The 20,549-nt window shown below is 51.7% G+C and carries 18 protein-coding genes; 6 read left to right on the top strand and 12 right to left on the bottom strand.

Translation table 11 applies throughout. The annotated features are described in order from the left end of the window. Positions 1 to 157: 157 nt before the first annotated feature. The 10 genes from recC to ygdT form a co-directional block, all read right to left on the bottom strand. The gene (gene recC, locus FQZ95_RS16715; RefSeq protein ID WP_160530441.1) at positions 158 to 3,526 is read right to left on the bottom strand and encodes an exodeoxyribonuclease V subunit gamma; all 3,369 of its coding nucleotides are present in this window, start codon (positions 3,524 to 3,526) and stop codon (positions 158 to 160) included. A gap of 12 nt (positions 3,527 to 3,538) precedes the next feature. Beyond that, positions 3,539 to 3,862, bottom strand: a complete 324-nt coding sequence (locus FQZ95_RS16720; protein ID WP_001276462.1) for a prepilin-type N-terminal cleavage/methylation domain-containing protein — start codon at positions 3,860 to 3,862, stop codon at positions 3,539 to 3,541. Beyond that, positions 3,847 to 4,254, bottom strand: coding sequence for a DUF2509 family protein (locus FQZ95_RS16725; RefSeq protein ID WP_001078401.1), 408 nt, complete (start codon positions 4,252 to 4,254; stop codon positions 3,847 to 3,849). The genes FQZ95_RS16720 and FQZ95_RS16725 overlap by 16 nt, the downstream gene beginning before the upstream one ends. After that, positions 4,251 to 4,814, bottom strand: coding sequence for a prepilin peptidase-dependent protein (locus FQZ95_RS16730; protein ID WP_039020550.1), 564 nt, complete (start codon positions 4,812 to 4,814; stop codon positions 4,251 to 4,253). The genes FQZ95_RS16725 and FQZ95_RS16730 overlap by 4 nt, the downstream gene beginning before the upstream one ends. Beyond that, positions 4,805 to 5,275 (bottom strand): prepilin peptidase-dependent protein, encoded by a 471-nt coding sequence (locus tag FQZ95_RS16735; RefSeq protein ID WP_000857045.1) that lies wholly within the window; start codon positions 5,273 to 5,275, stop codon positions 4,805 to 4,807. Before FQZ95_RS16735 ends, FQZ95_RS16730 begins: the two co-directional genes overlap by 10 nt. A 184-nt stretch (positions 5,276 to 5,459) precedes the next feature. Further along, complete coding sequence (thyA, locus tag FQZ95_RS16740) at positions 5,460 to 6,254, bottom strand: thymidylate synthase (protein ID WP_000816232.1); 795 nt, start codon at positions 6,252 to 6,254, stop codon at positions 5,460 to 5,462. 6 nt (positions 6,255 to 6,260) lie between these two features. Continuing rightward, positions 6,261 to 7,136: a prolipoprotein diacylglyceryl transferase gene (gene lgt / locus FQZ95_RS16745; protein WP_000204658.1), complete on the bottom strand. Its 876-nt coding sequence runs from the start codon at positions 7,134 to 7,136 to the stop codon at positions 6,261 to 6,263. Positions 7,137 to 7,286: 150 nt separating this feature from the next. Further along, on the bottom strand, positions 7,287 to 9,533 hold the full coding sequence (gene ptsP / locus FQZ95_RS16750) for a phosphoenolpyruvate--protein phosphotransferase (protein WP_000957914.1): 2,247 nt from the start codon (positions 9,531 to 9,533) through the stop codon (positions 7,287 to 7,289). 12 nt (positions 9,534 to 9,545) lie between these two features. Next, positions 9,546 to 10,076, bottom strand: a complete 531-nt coding sequence (rppH, locus tag FQZ95_RS16755) for an RNA pyrophosphohydrolase (RefSeq protein WP_000564486.1) — start codon at positions 10,074 to 10,076, stop codon at positions 9,546 to 9,548. 352 nt (positions 10,077 to 10,428) lie between these two features. Beyond that, positions 10,429 to 10,575, bottom strand: a complete 147-nt coding sequence (gene ygdT, locus FQZ95_RS26735; RefSeq protein ID WP_269218580.1) for a protein YgdT — start codon at positions 10,573 to 10,575, stop codon at positions 10,429 to 10,431. A gap of 185 nt (positions 10,576 to 10,760) precedes the next feature. Here ygdT and mutH point away from each other — a divergent pair, with 185 nt between their 5' ends. The 5 genes from mutH to FQZ95_RS16780 all read left to right on the top strand — a co-directional run bounded on the left by mutH (position 10,761) and on the right by FQZ95_RS16780 (position 15,548). Then, on the top strand, positions 10,761 to 11,450 hold the full coding sequence (gene mutH / locus FQZ95_RS16760; protein ID WP_000082180.1) for a DNA mismatch repair endonuclease MutH: 690 nt from the start codon (positions 10,761 to 10,763) through the stop codon (positions 11,448 to 11,450). A gap of 68 nt (positions 11,451 to 11,518) precedes the next feature. Continuing rightward, on the top strand, positions 11,519 to 12,232 hold the full coding sequence (locus FQZ95_RS16765) for a TerC family protein (protein ID WP_000895624.1): 714 nt from the start codon (positions 11,519 to 11,521) through the stop codon (positions 12,230 to 12,232). Between the two features lie 136 nt (positions 12,233 to 12,368). Continuing rightward, complete coding sequence (ygdR, locus tag FQZ95_RS16770; protein ID WP_000758655.1) at positions 12,369 to 12,587, top strand: lipoprotein YgdR; 219 nt, start codon at positions 12,369 to 12,371, stop codon at positions 12,585 to 12,587. 107 nt (positions 12,588 to 12,694) lie between these two features. Continuing rightward, the gene (locus FQZ95_RS16775) at positions 12,695 to 13,735 is read left to right on the top strand and encodes an NADP(H)-dependent aldo-keto reductase (protein WP_001199299.1); all 1,041 of its coding nucleotides are present in this window, start codon (positions 12,695 to 12,697) and stop codon (positions 13,733 to 13,735) included. A gap of 157 nt (positions 13,736 to 13,892) precedes the next feature. Continuing rightward, positions 13,893 to 15,548: a DUF4139 domain-containing protein gene (locus tag FQZ95_RS16780; RefSeq protein WP_160530442.1), complete on the top strand. Its 1,656-nt coding sequence runs from the start codon at positions 13,893 to 13,895 to the stop codon at positions 15,546 to 15,548. Between the two features lie 38 nt (positions 15,549 to 15,586). Here FQZ95_RS16780 and lplT read toward each other — a convergent pair whose 3' ends face one another. Both lplT and aas read right to left on the bottom strand, forming a co-directional pair. Further along, positions 15,587 to 16,780: a lysophospholipid transporter LplT gene (gene lplT, locus FQZ95_RS16785; protein ID WP_000004624.1), complete on the bottom strand. Its 1,194-nt coding sequence runs from the start codon at positions 16,778 to 16,780 to the stop codon at positions 15,587 to 15,589. Then, positions 16,773 to 18,932: a bifunctional acyl-ACP--phospholipid O-acyltransferase/long-chain-fatty-acid--ACP ligase gene (gene aas, locus FQZ95_RS16790; protein WP_160530443.1), complete on the bottom strand. Its 2,160-nt coding sequence runs from the start codon at positions 18,930 to 18,932 to the stop codon at positions 16,773 to 16,775. Before aas ends, lplT begins: the two co-directional genes overlap by 8 nt. Positions 18,933 to 19,517: 585 nt before the next feature. Here aas and galR point away from each other — a divergent pair. Next, on the top strand, positions 19,518 to 20,549 hold the full coding sequence (gene galR, locus FQZ95_RS16795) for an HTH-type transcriptional regulator GalR (protein ID WP_000201064.1): 1,032 nt from the start codon (positions 19,518 to 19,520) through the stop codon (positions 20,547 to 20,549).

A 20,549-nucleotide genomic window follows, 5' to 3' on the forward strand; every position in this document is an offset into this window, starting at 1 on the left:
ACTTTATTTTCTAACCAGATTCAATACGTTAACGAAAATTATCCGGCAGAATTTAATCTTGTGCTGCACGAGTCAGCCTATGTCTATATAACCATCAGTCCGTGACTGGTGCGCATCATAAAGTAAGCAGATGAATTGCGCAATTTTTATACAGCACTCATGACTGATTAAAGCGAAACAGCGGTAACAGGAAACGTTGCGACTGTTCAACGATGGCTTCCATTGTCTCTGGTGTTAATTGCCGCCAGAGCCGTTGATACCAGATATCATCACCTTCTCCACGCACCATCATGTTGCCTTCGTAAGCCTGAAGGAATTTCGTACGGGCTTTCTGCAACGTGGAATCGTCATCCAGCATGGCATCGTTTTGCGCGTCATAACAGGTTTTTAGCCACGCGCCGCCACTTTCAGGTAACACCAGCAGCGGCGTGGACATCCCTTCACGATACCCCTCAATCAGTTCTGAGAGGTAATGTAAAGCCTGTTCGGCTGCAAGCGGCGGAAAACGCCACTCGCCGTCTTTGCGTAGAAAAAGGCGACTTTCACCATTACCACCGCTGGCACAGTAGACAAGGTGTTCCAGCCAAAGTTGCATTCCCTGCGCCACACTTAATAAAGAGGGACGCCAGCGTAACAGGCCATCCGGCTGCACCTGCGGCAACCAACCCGTTATTTGCACACCGTTGCAGGCGAGATCAATTTCCATACTTTGCCCCGGTTGGCGACAGGCAATGACTCTGTCGGCAAGCTGCTGCATCTCCTGGCACTGTGTTTCCCAGAAAATTTCACCAAAAGCGCCATACGGTAAATCCCCTGCCGCCCGGAAGCGACGGAACAAGCGTTCGGCATCATCCTGCTCAACCAGTGCATTCAATAACTGCTGATTGATTTGATAACGGCTAAGCCCTTCCAGAATAAAAGGTTCGGTGTCGGGAATTTCGCTATCTTCGGTACGGAAGTTCACCTGCAAGCGCATCTGGAAAAACGCCCGCACCGGATGCGCCCAGAATCGTTGTAGCGTCTCCAGCGGCACGGTTTCCGGCAAGGTAAACAGCAGCGGCTGAACAAATTCAGAATGTGCCTTACCAGCCTGGCTTGCCGCAGGTAACCACTCACGTGCATAGCTTTGTCGTTCACCTGGCTGATAGTTTTGTGGATCAAACGGCATTCGGGTATGGAGGCAAGTAAGATGCGCTTTTACCCTTGCCTCGCTTTCATCACAGTTGAGCGCTTCATCGCCCGGTAGATAATGGCTTTGCCCGATGTAGTCGATCAGTTCCTGCACCAGTACCGACGGGAAACGTTCACTGTTATCCTGAATGGAACGCCCGATATAGCTGATATAGAGTTTTTGCTGCGCGGAAATTAACGCTTCCAGGAACAGATAGCGGTCATCATCGCGACGGCTACGGTCGCCACGCTTCGGTTTCTGACTCATCAGGTCAAAGCCCAATGGCGCAAGCTGGCGTGGGTAAACGCCGTCGTTCATTCCCAGCAGGCAAACCACTTTGAATGGGATGGAACGCATTGGCATCAGAGTACAAATGTTAACCGGTCCGGCGAGAAAACGCTGGCTGATACGTTCCTGATCCAGACGTTGTGCCAGTTCATCACGCAATAGTGACAACGGCACCGCGTCGCCATACTGCGCACCTAAACCTTCGGCGATAATCGCCTGCCATTGTTGTTCGATCAGCGTCATCGCCGCTTCGGTTTCCGCATCCGGCAGGAAGAAGGCGTTGAGCATATCGCGACAAACCGGCAACCACTCTTCCAGCGGACGCTCCTGCGCCAGCCCGCGACGCCAGATGTTTAGCTGCATTAGCAGTGAAGCCAGATGCCCCACCAGTTCTGCAATTAAGCCGCTCGATTCATCATAAGGTAGAACCGATTGCCACTCGCCCTGCGCGCTTTCCATCGCGTAGCCCAGCAACATGCGCGTCAGGCCAAACCGCCAGGTGTGTTGACCGGTGGCGGGGAGTTCCAGCTCGCGAACGTTATCGTCATCTATCCCCCAACGAATGCCGGACTCGTTGACCCACTGACGTAAATAACGCAGCCCTTCTTCGGTGATGTCAAACCGCGCCGCCAGCACCGGCACATCCAGTAATGCCAGCACGTCTTCCGACACAAATCGGCTGTCTGGCAACGATAACAGGCTGATAAACGCTTCAAGTACCGGATGCGACTGCCGCGCCCGACGGTCGGAAATGGCGTAAGGCAGGTAACGATCCGCAGGTGCGCTACCAAACACAGCCTGAATAAACGGACTGTAGCTGTCGATGTCGGCCACCATCACGATGATGTCGCGCGGAGTCAGTGTCGGGTCTTCCTCCAGCATCGCCAGCAAGCGATCGTGTAAAACTTCAACTTCACGCTGCGGGCTATGGCAAACGTGGAAGGTGATACTGCTATCCAGTGGATCAAGAGGGCGTTTGTTATCGCTACGGGAAAACTCTTCGATGTTCACACCCGCAACGGCGCGGTTCTCCAGTTCCAGAATGTCAGACTGAATGTTATGCAGCAGGTTATCTGGCGTCACATCGACAAAAGCGTCCAGCTCCTGGCTGCTCTCCAGATCAGAAAGGAGATAAATGTAGTCGCGCCCAAGCTTGCCCCATGAGGCCAGCAGCGGGTTGCCGACATCCTGTTCACCATCGCTGTTAAAGAGCTGCCCGGCATTTTCGCTGTCGCGAAATAGCGGTAATTCGCGATCTTCAAAACTGTGTCGGCGCTGGCGAGTCAGCAGTTTCGCCAGATAAGCAGGATCTTTAATGTCGCCCCAGTAATAACGGCAGGGGTTGGTAAACAGGAGATGGATTTCAATATGTTTACCCAGCGCCTGTAGCGCCTGGAGATAAACAGGCGGTAACGCGGAAATACCGCATATAAAGACGCGCGAAGGTAACCCCGGCGGGCAGGTCGTCGCGGACTCCAGCGTTTCGATAAAGCGCTGATAGAGATTGGCGCGGTGCCAGCGCGGTTGCCCGAGTTGATGGGTATATTCCACCAGCGCCTTCCACAACGGCGCTTGCCAGGCCTGCGCCTCTCCAAGTCCTTCTACCAGATTCCCGGCTTCCCACTGTGCCAGCCAGTCCGGGCGATAGACCAGATACTGGTCAAACAGGTCCGCCGCTTTAGAGGAAAGCTGGAACAGTTTTCGCTTGTCGCTATCGTCAGTCAGATAATGCCGCAACAGGGTAAAGTCTTCGCGATCCAGCAATTGCGGCAGCAGAGTCATCAGTTTCCAGCTCATGCTCTGTTTGTTAAAGGCGCTCTCTTTGGGTATCTCCGGTAACACCCGGACGAACATATCCCAGATAAAGCTCGCTGGCAGCGGAAAATCAATGTTTGCCGCAATACCAAACTTTTGCGACAGGGTCATTTGCAGCCACTGCGCCATACCGGTACTTTGCACCAGAATCATCTCGGGTTCGAAAGGATCGTCCAGCCGTTCGCGTTCGACAATAAACTCCATCAACGCTTCCAGCACGTCCAGACGATTGGAATGGTAGACCCTTAACATAGCGGCTCCTGACTACTGACGATTCGGGCAATGCAGGCGGGTCATCTCGCCTTCTCTGCCCCCGGGTGAAACTAGCGTAACGCTGATGCTGACACATCCCGCCTGCGATGTCTGCATTCGGTTGACCTGCCAGTGGGCAGGTGGCGAATTCGCGCGCAGTTGCGTTTGCTGCCAGCCATGCCGCCAGAGCTGTTGGTACTGGTTTCTGCTGGCAAGACTGTTCATTAATGTTCGCTGGAAACCCGATAACGCAGTGACAATCATCACCATCAACACCATCGCCAACATTACCTCCGGCAGGCTAAAGCCTTGTTGATTCTTCAGGGAAGCTGACATAACGCCCTCTCTTTCAGCGGACAAAAATCGCTCCAGCCGCGTGGCGAAAAAACAATGTTTCCATCGATGACTTCGCCTGTACGCCACAACGAAACGCCTTCATAACCGGCAATCAATAAGGCTTCATTATCTGCCAATAAACGCAGACAAACCCGGGCACCGGTGGCAGCGTACAGTAAGCACTGAACTGCGGGCTGCGTCTGCCAGGCGTGCATTTTTCCCCACTCCAGCGTCGACTGAACGATGGCCTGGCGGCGCAATGACTGACTTTCCATGCTCACGCGAGAGGCAAAACTGCGATCCTGTTGGCTCATTCCTTGTAATAGCAAGCTACCCAAAACCAGCAGCATTAGGACCAGAGCCAGTGACGAAACACCCTTTTCGCGGTTCACAGGTTGAATCCTGTCACGCTATAGCTGGCATCCACCACGGTTTGCGGTTCAGACTTACTGGCAGCATGCATATTAACCGTTAACACCGGCGAGAAACCGCTGACATCCTGTCGGGTGACCTGAAAAGTGTCGATAATGATGGCATCCGGATTAGTGACTTTATCCCAGCCCTTACCTTCACAGGATGTCGCACCGCGTAGCGTTTCCAGCACATGCTCCTTCAGACGAAATCCAATCTGGTCGGACTCTTTTACCGGTTCGCGATCCCAGATACCGTTACTGTTCGCATCCCACTGCACAATGATACAGTCCCCCTGTCCGACAATTTCCAGCCCTTCGCCGGTACAGCTGCCATGACAATAACCCGCCCTCTGGAGATGCTTCGCGACGGTAAATACCCGCAGCCAGATTTCATCTTCCAGCGCCAGCTTACGGGTGCTCGTTAAACTTTCACGCTGTAACGCAGGCAGAAAGCGTGCTGCCCCCAGCAACAATACGCTACTGATCGCCATAGCAATCAACACTTCCAGCAGAGAAAAACCTAGCTCTTTTACAGGCATCCTTCTGTTTCTCCTTGCTGACAAAGCCGGAGTCTTCCCCACGGCGAAACCACCAGCCACCACTCGCCCGTTGAGTTTTTAAAGCGAATATGCCCGGCCCATGCGGTATTGCGCAGGCCAAAGAAAGCAAGCGAAGGTGTCAGGTCGCTCATTTCGACTTCGGGCCAGCGTGGCACAAAGACCAATGGTGAACTGCCATGACAGGTATTGGCCCCAGCCGCGGAACTCACAAGGCACCATAACGCCCCCTCCCTGATAACGCTGATACTGTGGTCGCGGTTATGCCAGTTGGCATCTTCACGTAAATAGAGCAAATAGTCCCGCGCCTGGCTGGCGGTTTGCCATAGCCGTTGCGACTGCTGCCAGTATTGCCAGCCATAGAGTCCACTTGCGCTTAGCATGACCAGAATCAGCATCGCGACCAGCGTTTCAATCAGCGTATAACCACGTTGTGTTTTCATGCCGGCAGTATGGAGCGAGGAGAAAAAAAGACGAGGGCCAGTTTCTATTTCTTCGGCGCATCTTCCGGACTATTTACGCCGTTGCAGGAGGTTGCAAAATTTCGGGAAGGCGTCTCGAAGAATTTAACGGAGGGTAAAAAAAACCGACGCACACTGGCGTCGGCTCTGGCAGGATGTTTCGTAATTAGATAGCCACCGGCGCTTTAATGCCCGGATGCGGATCGTATCCTTCAATCTCAAAGTCTTCGAAACGGTAGTCGAAGATGGATTCGGGTTTACGTTTGATAATCAACTTCGGCAGCGGACGCGGTTCGCGGCTTAATTGCAGATGAGTTTGATCCATATGGTTGCTGTACAGGTGCGTGTCGCCACCGGTCCAGACAAAATCACCCACTTCCAGATCGCACTGCTGCGCCATCATATGTACCAGTAACGCATAGCTGGCAATGTTGAATGGCAGGCCGAGGAAGACGTCACAGGAGCGCTGATAAAGCTGGCAAGAGAGTTTACCGTCTGCCACATAGAACTGGAAGAATGCATGGCACGGTGCCAGCGCCATTTTATCCAGTTCACCAACGTTCCACGCTGAAACAATAATGCGGCGGGAATCCGGGTCGTTTTTCAGCTGGTTCAGTACCGTAGTGATCTGGTCAATATGACGACCATCTGGCGTTGGCCAGGCACGCCACTGTTTACCATACACCGGACCGAGGTCGCCATTTTCATCGGCCCATTCGTCCCAGATGGTGACATTGTTTTCGTGTAGATAAGCAATGTTAGTATCGCCCTGCAGGAACCACAGCAGTTCGTGGATGATGGAACGCAGGTGGCAACGTTTGGTTGTCACCAGCGGGAATCCATCCTGCAGGTTAAAACGCATCTGATGACCAAAAATGGAAAGCGTTCCGGTTCCGGTACGGTCGTTTTTCTGTGTGCCTTCGTCGAGCACTTTTTGCATCAGTTCTAAATACTGTTTCATGGTTCCTCAGGAAACGTGTTGCTGTGGGCTGCGACGATATGCCCAGACCATCATGATCACACCCGCGACAATCATCGGGATGGAAAGAATTTGTCCCATGCTGATGTACTGCACCCAGGCACCGGTAAACTGCGCGTCGGGCTGGCGGAAAAACTCAACAATGATGCGAAACGCGCCGTAGCCAATCAGGAACAAACCTGAGACAGCTCCCATTGGGCGCGGTTTACGAATATACAGGTTGAGGATAATAAACAGCACCACACCTTCCAGCAGCAGCTCGTAAAGCTGTGATGGGTGGCGCGGCAGCACACCGTAAGTGTCGAAAATGGATTGCCACTGCGGGTTGGTTTGCAGCAGCAAAATATCTTCTGTACGGGAGCCGGGGAACAGCATGGCAAACGGGAAGTTCGGGTCAACGCGGCCCCACAATTCACCGTTAATAAAGTTGCCCAGACGCCCGGCACCAAGACCAAACGGAATGAGTGGTGCGATAAAATCAGAAACCTGGAAGAAGGAACGTTTAGTACGGCGGGCGAAGATAATCATCACCACGATAACGCCAATCAGGCCGCCGTGGAAGGACATGCCGCCGTCCCAGACACGGAAAAGATACAGCGGATCGGCCATAAACTGCGGGAAGTTGTAGAACAGAACATAACCAATACGTCCACCGAGGAAGACGCCGAGGAAGCCCGCATAGAGTAAGTTTTCAACTTCATTTTTGGTCCAGCCGCTGCCCGGACGATTCGCCCGACGTGTTGCCAGCCACATTGCAAAAATGAAACCCACCAGATACATCAGGCCGTACCAGTGAAGCGCTACGGGTCCTATTGAGAAAATGACCGGATCAAACTCCGGAAAATGCAGATAGCTACTGGTCATCTGTCACCACAAGTTCTTGTTATTTCGCTGAAAGAGAACAGCGATTGAAATGCGCGCCGCAGGTTTCAGGCGCTCCAAAGGTGCGAATAATAGCACAAGGGGACCTGGCTGGTTGCCGGATACCGTTAAAAGATATGTATATGATCCGCGCTATAACCCTCCGCGAATCAACCCGCCCATGCCGCGACGCTCCATAAAGGCTGCAACCTGATGGCGAACTTCGGTCGCCAGTTGCGCTTCCAGACTACGCTGCGCAAGATTTTCTGCTTCGGCATAATCAATGCGCCGCAGCAGGTATTTTACGCGCGCTACAGAACGTCCGTTCATAGACAGATGGCGATACCCAAGCCCAATGAGGATTGCCACGCACATGGGATCGCCTGCCATTTCACCGCACAAACGGAGATCGATTCCATGTATTTCCGCTTCCCGGGCGATCATCGCCAGAGCTCGTAACATTGCAGGATGAAGACTGTCATAAATGTTCGCCACCCGGGTATTGTTGCGATCAACGGCCAGGATGTATTGAGTCAGATCGTTGGTGCCAACAGAGATAAAATCGACCCGCTTTGCCAGATGCGGCAGCATAAATACCATTGACGGCACTTCCAGCATGATACCGATACGTGGTTTGGGAATTTCGTAACCGATCATCTCCTCGACTTCACGTCCGGCACGTTCAATCAGACGGCGTGCTTCGTCAACTTCATCGAGACTGGTGACCATCGGCAACAGAATATTCAGGTTGCCCGTAGCGGCATTAGCACGCAGCATCGCACGCACCTGGATCAAGAAGATCTCCGGCTGATCGAGCGTAATGCGAATCCCACGCCAACCCAGGCATGGATTCTCTTCGCTGATCGGCATGTAAGGCAACTGCTTATCTGCTCCGACATCCAGCGTACGCAAGGTGACGGGTTTATCATTGAACATTTGCAGCATCCCCTGATACTGCGCCACCTGTTCTTCTTCCGACGGAAAACCACTTTGCAGCATGAATGGGATTTCAGTGCGATAAAGACCGATGCCATCAATACGGCTGCCCAGTTTTTCTTCATGTTCCGGGCTTAAACCGGCATTGAGCATGACTTTTATACGCTCACCGCTTTTTAACTGCGCGGGTAAATTGACGTCATCCTCCGCCAGACGGCTAAGCTCAATCTCTTCACTAATTAGCCGCTGATATTCTTGCAGCAGTACCGGCTCCGGATCGACCAGCAATTCACCGCGATAACCATCGACGATCAACGTCCGACGATGCAGCACCGAAGGCTGAATATCCGCGCCCATTACGGTAGGGATCCCCAGCGCACGTACCATGATCGCAGCATGGGAGTTGGCTGCGCCATCTCGCACGACAACACCGACTAAGCGATCCTGGGGCAGCTCAGCAAGCGTTGTCGCTGACAGTTCATCTGCCACCAGAATGAAACGTTCCGGCCAGGCGTTCGGCCCTTGATTAGCGTCATCAAGATGAAACAGCAATCGCTGACCCAGCGCACGTAAATCGCCAGCCCGCTCTTTGAGATAGTTATCGCTTAGCGCGGCAAACTGTTCGGCAAATTTTTCAATGACCGTTTTTACCGCCCACTCTGCCACCGAGCCTTTATCAACCTCGGCAAACAATTCGCGACGCAGCCGGGTGTCCGAAAGCAGGTGCGAGTAAAGATCGAAAATAGCCGCCGTTTCTTTTTGTGCACCGGCGGCAAAGCGTTTGCTGTAGCGGCGAAACTCGTTTGCCGCTTCTTCCAGCGCCCCGGTCAGTCGTTCGCGTTCCAGAGCCGGATCCAGCGTTGATGCCTGATACACCTGTTCCATTAAAGGTAACGTGGCATCTTGCCAGCCTTCGGCAATTGCTACACCGGGCGCTGCCGGTAATGCACGGATTCGCGTCTGGCGATATTGCCCAAACAAGGCAGTCAACTGCGACTGAGAAAGAATAGCGGCCATCTGGGTGGCAAGCGTCACCAGGAAGGATTCTTCACTTTCGTCGTACTGGCGCAACTCTCGTTGCTGTACCACCAGTACACCAAGCAACTGGCGACGTTGAATAATTGGTACGCCTAAAAACGCGCGGAAACGTTCTTCTTTTACGGAGGGGATGTATTTGAAGCTGGGGTGCTTTTGCGCGTCCGCAAGGTTTATCGGTTCCGCCAGCCTGCCAACCAGGCCGACGATCCCTTCATCAAACGCAAGCGTTACAGTGCGACCGCGTGGTTTTTTCAGCCCCCGGGTCGCCATCAGGTAGTAACAACGTCGGTCATGATCGGCCAGGTAGACCGAACAGACCTCGGTATCCATCGCAAGACAGATGTCGGTAACCAGAATATTTAACGCCTCATTCAGGCGTGGTGCACTGGCTACCTTTTCGACTATTTCGCGCAGGCGAGTGAGCATAATTGGCGTGACTTAACCTCTTTTACGTCGATAAGCAGATGCGTTTTGTGGTTTTGGCGTATTATCCTGCAGCGCCATCACAACACTCGCGAACTCTTTCATTACCCTACGGTAGACATCACGTTTAAATGACACCACCTGTCTGACCGGATACCAGTAACTTACCCATCTCCAGCCATCAAACTCTGGTGTACTGCTGGTTTGCATATTGATTTCTGCATCGCCGCTCACCAGCTGCAAGAGAAACCATTTTTGTTTTTGGCCGATACAAACCGGCTTCGTGTCCCAACGCACCAAACGTTTCGGTAATTTGTAGCGCAACCAGTTACGCGTTGAAGCAAGGATTCGAACGTCTTTGCGGCTTAATCCTACTTCTTCAAACAATTCACGGTACATCGCCTGTTCTGCGGATTCTCCTGGGTTAATTCCGCCTTGCGGAAATTGCCAGGAGTGCTGACCAAATCGCCGGGCCCACATTACCTGCCCCTGGCGATTACAAATCACGATACCTACGTTTGGGCGGTAGCCATCGTCATCAATCACCGGACTACCTCAAAATAAAGCTTTATATACGAATGATTGTTTCATACTCCATGAAGACGGTAAACCACTCTCTGCAGGGCATTACACACTAATAACAATTGAATAACTCACAGTTATGTGCAGAGTTATAAACAGAGGAAGGGGTGGATAGCCGTTTTTATTCACCTTTTCTGTGGATAGAGTTGTGAAGAACTACGGAATTACTACGGGAAAACCCGGAGCATTCTGAATAAGCCTGATATCGACACTTTAAAATAATCATTACTAGTCAATGCATTACATGTAATTTAAGTAATAAAAAGGAGTAATTCGTGACCCAGGTCACACCTCTCATTTACAGGTTGGCGAAAGATCAACCAACGCCGTATTTATCCACAGAATGTGCCACTAAGTTAAGCACTGAACCACTAAAAACTGGAGTTTCGTCGCACGTCAAGGCTGTAAATGGAAACAGTAGTGGAGGTTTTTCACAGTTATCCCAGCTTTCTGTGGATAACATGGTGTAAGATCCTGTTTATTTTCAGTGACCAGATTTGGAAAACCCGTTGCAGTGTTGCGCAACTCGATTACCGACAATCTAAAAAGCAATATAAATCATAGAATTGAATAACGCATGTGGAAAAAGTTACACTGCGAATATTCGGCAAAGAACAGCTGTTTGTTTTTTAACCAAGGTATCATGACATGTCCCAACCTCGCCCACTGCTTTCTCCTCCCGAAACAGAAGCACAGTTGTTAGCGCAAGCACAGCAACTTTCCGGTTATACACTGGGTGAACTGGCGGCACTTGCTGGGCTGGTGACGCCGGAGAATTTAAAACGCGATAAGGGCTGGATCGGCGTGTTGCTGGAGATCTGGCTAGGTGCCAGTGCAGGGAGTAAACCAGAACAAGATTTTGCTGCTCTGGGTGTGGAACTTAAAACTATTCCTGTGGATAGTCTTGGGCGTCCGCTGGAAACAACATTCGTTTGTGTTGCCCCATTAACGGGCAATAGTGGAGTGACCTGGGAAACCAGCCACGTGCGCCACAAGCTCAAACGCGTGCTGTGGATACCGGTTGAAGGCGAACGTAGCATCCCGCTGGCGCAGCGTCGCGTAGGATCACCATTGCTATGGAGCCCAAATGAAGAGGAAGACCGGCAACTGCGCGAAGACTGGGAAGAATTAATGGATATGATTGTTCTCGGTCAGGTTGAGCGGATCACCGCTCGTCACGGGGAGTATTTACAGATACGCCCGAAAGCAGCGAATGCGAAAGCGCTTACCGAAGCCATTGGTGCCCGGGGCGAACGGATTTTGACGCTGCCGCGTGGCTTTTATTTGAAGAAGAATTTCACCAGTGCGCTGCTGGCCCGTCATTTTCTGATCCAGTAGCCATCGCTTTGACCTGCCGCTTTCCGGGCATATAATTACCGCTTCATTTTTTTGGCAGGGCTTTTTAGATGTTATTTGCATGGATAACCGATCCTAACGCCTGGCTTGCGCTCGGTACGCTGACGCTGCTGGAGATCGTTCTTGGGATCGACAATATTATTTTCCTTTCTCTGGTGGTGGCAAAGCTCCCCACGGCACAACGTGCACATGCGCGCCGTCTGGGGTTGGCGGGAGCCATGGTTATGCGTCTGGCGCTGCTGGCGTCAATAGCCTGGGTAACGCGCCTGACGAATCCACTTTTTACAATATTCAGTCAGGAAATTTCCGCCCGTGATTTGATTCTGCTGCTGGGAGGTCTGTTCCTTATCTGGAAAGCCAGCAAGGAAATCCACGAATCCATCGAAGGTGAAGAAGAAGGGCTGAAAACACGCGTTTCATCATTCCTCGGCGCTATCGTGCAAATTATGCTGCTGGATATTATCTTCAGCCTCGACTCGGTGATTACCGCTGTGGGTCTGTCAGATCACCTGTTTATTATGATGGCAGCCGTGGTGATTGCCGTAGGCGTGATGATGTTTGCCGCGCGCTCGATTGGTGATTTTGTCGAACGCCATCCTTCGGTAAAAATGCTGGCGCTCTCTTTCCTGATTCTGGTGGGCTTTACCCTGATTCTGGAAAGTTTCGACATCCACGTACCGAAAGGTTACATCTACTTCGCGATGTTCTTCTCTATTGCGGTTGAAAGCCTCAACCTGATTCGCAACAAAAAAAATCCACTTTGATATCCGTACGCTCTCCTGCAGGAGAGCGTACTCACTCCTGTTAGCCTCACAATTTAAGATTTTCCTGCTTTCAAGATATATAACGTCGGTTTATAAAAAGACTATTATCATAGGTGGGCCAAATGAGGATAACCGGATGAAAAAATGGGCAGTAATAATTTCTGCAGTCGGACTGGCGTTTGCTGTTTCCGGGTGTTCCAGTGATTACGTCATGGCGACCAAAGATGGCCGTATGATTTTGACCGATGGAAAACCTGAAATTGATGATGATACCGGGCTGGTGAGTTATCACGATCAGCAAGGTAACGCGATGCAAATTAACCGTGATGATGTTTCGCAAATTATTGAACGTTAAAAAATAAGGTCAGCATCCGGCTGGCCTTAAGATTTTTCGCTTTCCCTTTTCCCTTCCCTCTGCCATTTTTATATTCCTTATGTCGTGATTATAAAAAGGAAACGGCTATGCAATATCACCGTATACCCCACAGTTCGCTGGAAGTCAGCACGCTGGGGCTTGGCACGATGACGTTTGGTGAACAGAACAGCGAAGCCGACGCCCACGCACAACTCGACTATGCCGTCGCTCAGGGCATTAACCTTATCGACGTTGCCGAAATGTACCCAGTGCCGCCGCGCCCCGAAACGCAAGGGTTAACCGAAACCTACGTCGGTAACTGGCTGGCAAAACATGGCAGCCGCGAAAAGTTAATTATCGCTTCCAAAGTGAGCGGACCGTCGCGCAATAATGACAAGGGCATCCGCCCGGATCAGGCGCTGGATCGGAAGAATATCCGCGAAGCTCTGCATGACAGCCTCAAGCGCCTGCAGACTGATTACCTCGATCTTTATCAGGTGCACTGGCCGCAGCGCCCAACCAACTGCTTCGGCAAACTCGGTTATAGCTGGACAGATTCTGCCCCTGCGGTTTCGCTGCTGGATACGCTGGACGCACTGGCAGAGTACCAACGCGCGGGAAAAATTCGTTATATCGGCGTGTCGAACGAAACTGCATTTGGCGTAATGCGCTACCTGCATCTGGCGGACAAACACGATCTGCCGCGTATTGTCACCATTCAGAACCCCTACAGTCTGTTAAACCGCAGTTTTGAAGTGGGTCTGGCAGAAGTCAGCCAGTATGAAGGGGTCGAGCTGCTGGCCTATTCGTGTCTGGGTTTCGGCACGCTGACCGGGAAATACCTCAACGGTGCAAAACCTGCTGGCGCACGTAATACGCTCTTTAGCCGCTTCACTCGCTATAGCGGTGAGCAAACGCAAAAAGCCGTCGCGGCGTATGTCGATATCGCCAGACGTCATGGCCTGGATCCTGCTCAGATGGCGCTCGCTTTTGTACGCCGTCAACCGTTTGTTGCCAGCACTCTGCTGGGCGCAACCACGATGGAGCAGCTGAAAACTAACGTCGAAAGTTTGCATCTGGAGTTAAGCGAAGACGTATTAGCTGAAATTGAAGCGGTACATCAGGTTTATACTTATCCGGCACCGTGATCCTTTCGCCTGGTGTTTTGCACCAGGCGTCTCTTTTCTCCACTTTTCAGAATATATTCACTACTTTTCTCCGCATCTTTCCTGACAAAGCGCAATAGACTCTTTTGGTCAACGCCAGCGCGCGTTTCAATGTCTGTGCCCATTGTTAAGGATAACCATGTTGATTTTCAAACCTATTCCCCTCGCCATGTTGCTTACCGGGTGCCTGTCCTCCGCTTGGGGGGCGCAGGTAACCCAACCGCTAACACTTAAAGACGTCACTGTTTATCTGCATGGTGCCAGCCTGCAAGGTGAAGAGATACTCCACTTACCGGCAGGTGAAAGCGAAATTATCTTTACTAATATCGCCAATTCAGTAACCGACGACAGCATCGCCATTTCTATCGATAACGGAGTGACGGTGCTTTCCTCACGTATCGCGCTAATGGAAACACAGCCGAATGCGCTGCCGTCAGATATTCAGCAACAGTTAAAAGCAGCAAAGGTGGAACAGGCAAAACTGACCGCCGAGAAAAACAATATCGCGGCTCAAATTAAGGTATTAGAGGCAAATAGCACATTAACCAATAAAAGTGCCGCCGAAGTTGGCAAGTATCTGCAAATGGTGAAAGAGAAAAATGGTGAGTTATTACAAGTCGACAATGAGTTGACGCAGAAACTTGCTGATAAGCAGCTTGAAATTGAAAAGCTGGAGCAACGCGAGAGCATGAGTAACGGCGATTCGGTGGCAGCCAATGATCAGCAGGTTATTATCGCTAAGGTCTATGCCCCAAAAGCCGTCACAGCGAAAGCGGTGGTACGTTATATGACCCCTGATGCTACCTGGACGCCGATCTATGATATTCACGCCACTGCCATAAACCAGCCGCTGCGTCTGGTTTACAAGGCTAATATTCGCCAGTATACGGGGTTGCCCTGGAAAGGCGTTAATCTCGTGCTCTCGACCAGTGAACCTGATACTCATCTTACGTTGCCACACCTGGAAACCCTGTATGTGGATGTTCCGGAGTATGGTGGTGTAAGCGGCTCGCTTTCAGCATCACCCGTGATGGAACAGCGTTCGGAATATTCGTCTAACCAGGATGCCTCAGAATTGCAGAAAACCCTGAAGGCAGAGATGCAAAAAACAAGGGAGCGACAAGCCGGGCGCAAGTATGCCGAACAGGCAGTGCCAGCTTCGGCTCGACCAGAAAGTTTCACTGCGCAAAATGTCCGCTATGCGCTTTCGCTGCCGTGGCAAATCGACAGCGATAATACCGCGCGCACGGTGGTCATTAAGGAAGAGTCGGTCAGCGGTAAATATCGCTTCTTTGCTATTCCGAAGATCAGTAATGACGCGTATCTCCAGGTGCAAATTAAAGAGTGGGAACAGTTAAATTTAATCCCCGGCGAAAGTCAGATCTTCTTTGGTAACAACCGTACCGGCGTGGGCTATTTGCAGCCGCCAGAAGATGGTAAGTCGCTGGATATTCAGCTTAACCGCGATCCTAAGCTGATTATTCAGCGTAAAGCCGTACTCAAAAAAGAGAATGCGTTATCTATCTTTAACGACAGCGCGGTACGCAACTTCAGTTACACCCTCAATGTAAAGAACAGCTACGGCGAAGCGGTGGATATCACTCTACTCGACCAGATCCCAGTCAGTGCTAACAGTGATATTACGGTGGAAAAAATGCAATATGGCCAGGCACAGTTTGATGCGAAAACGGGTGAACTGTCCTGGACGCTGAAACTGTCAGGCAAAGAGAACGTGAGTCTGCCATTCTCATACAGCGTGAAGTATCCGAAAGGTATGCACCCTTCGGGAATGTGATCTTCACCAGATGGCTGAATATGCCATCTGGTGAAAGCTTAATGACGGCGCTGCCAGATCCACAGCGCCGTTATTGCCAGCGCAAATAGCGCACCGAAGCCAATGCCAATGGGCACGACCGGGATGCCTACCATTACCGCCAGCGAGTAAATGCCCAGCATCAACAACATGGCGCTGTTTTCGCCAAGGTTTTGTACTGCAATCGCATTCCCCGCCCCGACGCTTTTTTTACCCCGCTCCTGTAGCAACGCATTGAGCGGAACGACAAAAAAGCCTCCCAGCACGCCAATCAGCATCAACAAAGCATAGGCTGGCAGCAGCTCGTGTTGCAGGGAGAAAATCAGTACCACCACGCCAATCAAAATCCCGGCTGGCATACAGCGTGACACGGTTTCCAGCGTAACTAACTTCGCTGCCGCACCTGCACCAACCACGATACCAATCGCTACCATCGCGTTGAGATAGGTGGGCGTAGCGTTATCGGTAATACCCAGCGCCACCGGTACCCACAGCACCAACAGGAAACGCAGCGTGACACCCGCTCCCCAGAATAAACTGGTACCCACCAGCGAAAAACGCGTTTCACCATTGCGCCATAGCGATGTGCAGGCATTCAGGAAACTGCGGGTCATGCTGATGAGATTCCAGGACTGCCCCGGACGCGCCGCCGCCAGTTTAGGAATGTAGATATTGGCAACGACCGCACCACCGTAGGCCAGTGCGCATGCGGCCAGGGCGACCAGGACATGCCAGTCAGCCAGTACACCACCGGCTACGGAACCGAGCAAAATCGCCGCTATGGTAGACGCTTCCATTAAACCGTTAGCTTTCACTAACTTACTACCCGTGGTTAATTCGCCGAGAATACCGTATTTCGCCGGTGAATAGGCTGCAGCACCAACACCCACCAGCGTATAGCCGAGAAACGGATTGATACCAAAGCAGATACTGGCTGCGCCCAGCAGCTTCAGGCCGTTGGCAAACATCATCACCCGGCCTTTGGCGAAGCTATCCGCCACCTGCCCGACAAACGGCGCAAACAGAATGTAAGCACCTACAAACACCATTTGCAGGATGGGCTGGCTCCACTCCGGATAGAACTGCGCTTTCAGTAACGCCAGAGTGGCAAATAGCAGCGCATTATCGCCAAACGCAGAGAGAAACTGCGCCACGATAACCGCTTTCATCCCCTTCGACCACAACGAAGTGTTAGTGTGCACTGACTCACTCATCGTGTTGTTCCGCTTCGTCTACCCAGCTTTTCAACGTGACAAAGTCAGGTTTGCCACTGCCAAGTAATGGCATCTGTTTCAGATAGCGAATATCGCGCGGTACAGCAAGCTCCGGCACGCCGTGCTCGCGGGCATACTGTTGCAACTTATCGCGCGTCAGTTCGTTATCTGTGGTGAAAAGCACCAGCGCCTCGCCTTTGCTGGCATCGCTCTTAATCGCAGTGGCATGGACTTTATCTGGCGAAACACCAATTGCCAGTTGTTCCACCATTTCCAGCGATACCATTTCGCCTGCAATTTTGGCAAAGCGTTTTGCGCGGCCCTGAATCTGCACAAAGCCCTGCTCGTCGAAACGCACAATATCGCCAGTGTCATACCAGCCGCGCTCCATTTCGCCGCGAACATTCTCGGCGGTGGGCACTTCCAGTACACCTGGCTTCTCCACCCGCAGATAGCCGTTCATTATGTTCGGCCCTTTCAGTTGCAGGCGTCCGCCCTCTTCGATACCAGGAACCGACAACAGGCGCGCATCCATTCCTGGTAGAATACGCCCTACCGTACCGGGTTTCGCCGCCATCGGTACGTTGATGGAAACGACTGGCGCGCACTCGGTCACACCGTAACCTTCAAGGATGCGCAGGCCAAATTTATCCTGCCAAAGCTGTTTGGTACTTTCTTGCAATTTCTCTGCGCCTGCCACCACATAGCGTAGACGATAGAAGTCATATGGGTTGGCGAAACGCGCGTAATGACCGAGGAAAGTCGAGGTGCCGAACAACACGGTGCAACTGCGGTCATACACCAGCTCCGGCACAATGCGGTAATGCAGCGGGCTTGGATAAAGAAACACTTCTGCACCTGTGAGCAGGGGCGTAAACAGGCCTACTGTCAGCCCAAAGGAGTGAAACAGCGGTAACGCCGACATAAAGCGATCGTTGGTAGTGAAGTCGGCAATCGTTTTAATCTGCTCGACGTTCGCCAGAATGCTTTTATGGCTATGGACCACGCCTTTTGGATGGCCTTCAGAGCCGGAGGTAAAGAGGATAAGCGCCTCTTCTTCTGGCTGTTGTTTTACCTGGGCCAGACGCGGCATCAACAGATGGGCAAAGATCCATATTTTGTCAGCAGTGGTGACGTCCGCTTTTAAATCTTCCAGATAGACCCAGCGCACCTGAGTAAGTTGCTCTGGCAGATGCCAGAGTTTGCCTTTATCGAGAAACTGACGGGAAGTGAAGATGGTTTTGATTTCAGCCGCCGTAATAGCACTGGTCAACCCTTTTACCCCGGCGGTGTAGTTCATCATTGCGGGAATGCGGCGACGGGCGATGGCCCCAAAAATCACTGCCGCACTGATGCCTGCATTGGGCAGCATTAAGCCGATGCGTTCGCCTTCAACACTGTATTTTTCAAGGATGCGTCCAACAAACAGCGTTTTCGTAAGCAATTTGCGATAGGAGTCCGGGGTAAAGTTAACGTCTTCGACACATTTCTTCCCGGCTCCGAAGCGGTACATTGCGCTCAGTAAAGATTCGTACAGCGTTTCACGCGGGCGCACCGCCATACGCGCTTCCATCATTATTTGATGCAGCATTTCGCCAGCGATTTTGCGACGGTCACGGGCACGCGGCGCATCCGGCATCTCCACCTGCGTTGGTGGCAAAATATGCAGAATAATTTGCGGAAACAAGCGACGTTTAACCAGACCTTTCAGGCGGCTGAAGTGCGTAAGTTCCGCCCCTTCAATACGCACAGGAATAACCGTTGCACCAGACTTCGCCGCGACAAATCCCGCGCCATCGTAGATTTTCATCAGCGAGCCAGTGGTGGTGATGCGTCCTTCAGGGAAAATCACCACTGGTCGGCCCTGTTCCACCAGACGTACCAGATGTTTAATCGCCATAGGTTGCGTCGGGTCGAGAGGAACAAAGTCGATAAATGATTTCAGCCAACGCATATACCACTGTTGGCTTATTGAGGTGTAAACGGCAAATACCGGACGTACGGGTAAAAACAATGCCAGCAGTATGCCATCAATAAAAGAGACGTGATTAGGCGTAATTAGAACGCGCTCGCCCTTCAGTGCCTTGGTGTCACCCGTAACGCGAACGCGATACAAAACACGGCACAAATTTCGAAAAAAGCTAAAAAGCATTCCAACTCCCTTTGCTCTGATTCAGTAAAAGCGAATGGAGGGAGATTACACGAGATAAAGGACGCGAGCGACAGTAAATTAGGTGCGAAAAAAAACCTGCGCATCCGCGCAGGTTGGTGCAAGAGACAGGGTACGAAGAGCGTACCGAATAATCTCACCAATCAATACCTCTGGGATCTTGATTGTGGTCTGCACGACGACTCTTCGCCAGCGAGAAAACGCAAAGGAATGAGGGGAAATGCAACGAGGTGTGTAAATTGTCGGTTACTGTTACAGATTGATGACCGGCAAAAAAAAACCTGCGCATCTGCGCAGGCTGGTGTAATTCATGTGCTCAACCCGAAGTTGACTTCACCTATCAATACCTCTGGGACCACTACTTTAGCAACCTGAAGCCAAACGCAACCAGCGGTCAATCGCAACAGCGTTTCGCAAAGTGTAACCAAAGGTTTGCAATCTCTTTTTTTGTCTTACTTATTTGCGTTTGGCTCACATTCCCACGATGAAAACACGTCGCCACTTGAACCAACAGGTATTTTCCGTAACACTGACAGAATGTAAGCGTTTACCCACTAAGGTATTTTCATGGCGACCATAAAGGATGTAGCCCGACTGGCAGGCGTTTCAGTCGCCACCGTTTCCCGCGTCATTAATAATTCACCCAAAGCCAGCGAAGCCTCCCGGCTGGCTGTGCATAGTGCAATGGAGTCTCTTAGTTATCACCCGAACGCCAACGCCCGTGCGCTGGCGCAACAGACCACTGAAACGGTCGGTCTGGTCGTTGGTGATGTTTCCGATCCGTTTTTCGGTGCAATGGTGAAAGCGGTCGAACAGGTGGCTTATCACACCGGTAATTTCTTATTGATTGGCAACGGTTACCACAACGAGCAAAAAGAGCGTCAGGCCATTGAGCAACTGATCCGCCATCGCTGCGCTGCGCTGGTCGTCCATGCCAAAATGATCCCGGATGCCGATTTAGCCTCATTAATGAAACAAATGCCCGGTATGGTGCTGATCAACCGTATCCTGCCTGGCTTTGAAAACCGTTGTATTGCTCTGGACGACCGTTACGGTGCCTGGCTGGCAACGCGTCATCTAATTCAACAAGGTCATACCCGCATTGGTTATCTGTGCTCTAACCACTCTATTTCTGACGCCGAAGATCGTCTGCAAGGGTATTACGATGCCCTTGCTGAAAGTGGTATTCCGGCCAATGACCGGCTGGTGACATTTGGCGAACCAGACGAAAGCGGCGGCGAACAGGCAATGACCGAGCTTTTGGGACGCGGAAGGAATTTCACTGCGGTAGCCTGTTATAACGATTCAATGGCGGCGGGTGCGATGGGCGTTCTCAATGATAATGGTATTGATGTACCGGGTGAGATTTCGTTAATTGGCTTTGATGATGTGCTGGTGTCACGCTATGTGCGTCCGCGCCTGACCACCGTGCGTTACCCAATCGTGACGATGGCGACCCAGGCTGCCGAACTGGCTTTGGCGCTGGCTGATAATCGCCCTCTCCCGGAAATCACTAATGTCTTTAGTCCGACGCTGGTACGTCGCCATTCAGTGTCAACTCCGTCGCTGGAGGCAAGTCATCATGCAACCAGCGACTAA

The sequence above is a fragment of the Escherichia sp. HH41S genome (genome assembly GCF_009820115.1).
In the GTDB taxonomy this organism is placed as follows: domain Bacteria; phylum Pseudomonadota; class Gammaproteobacteria; order Enterobacterales; family Enterobacteriaceae; genus Escherichia; species Escherichia coli_F.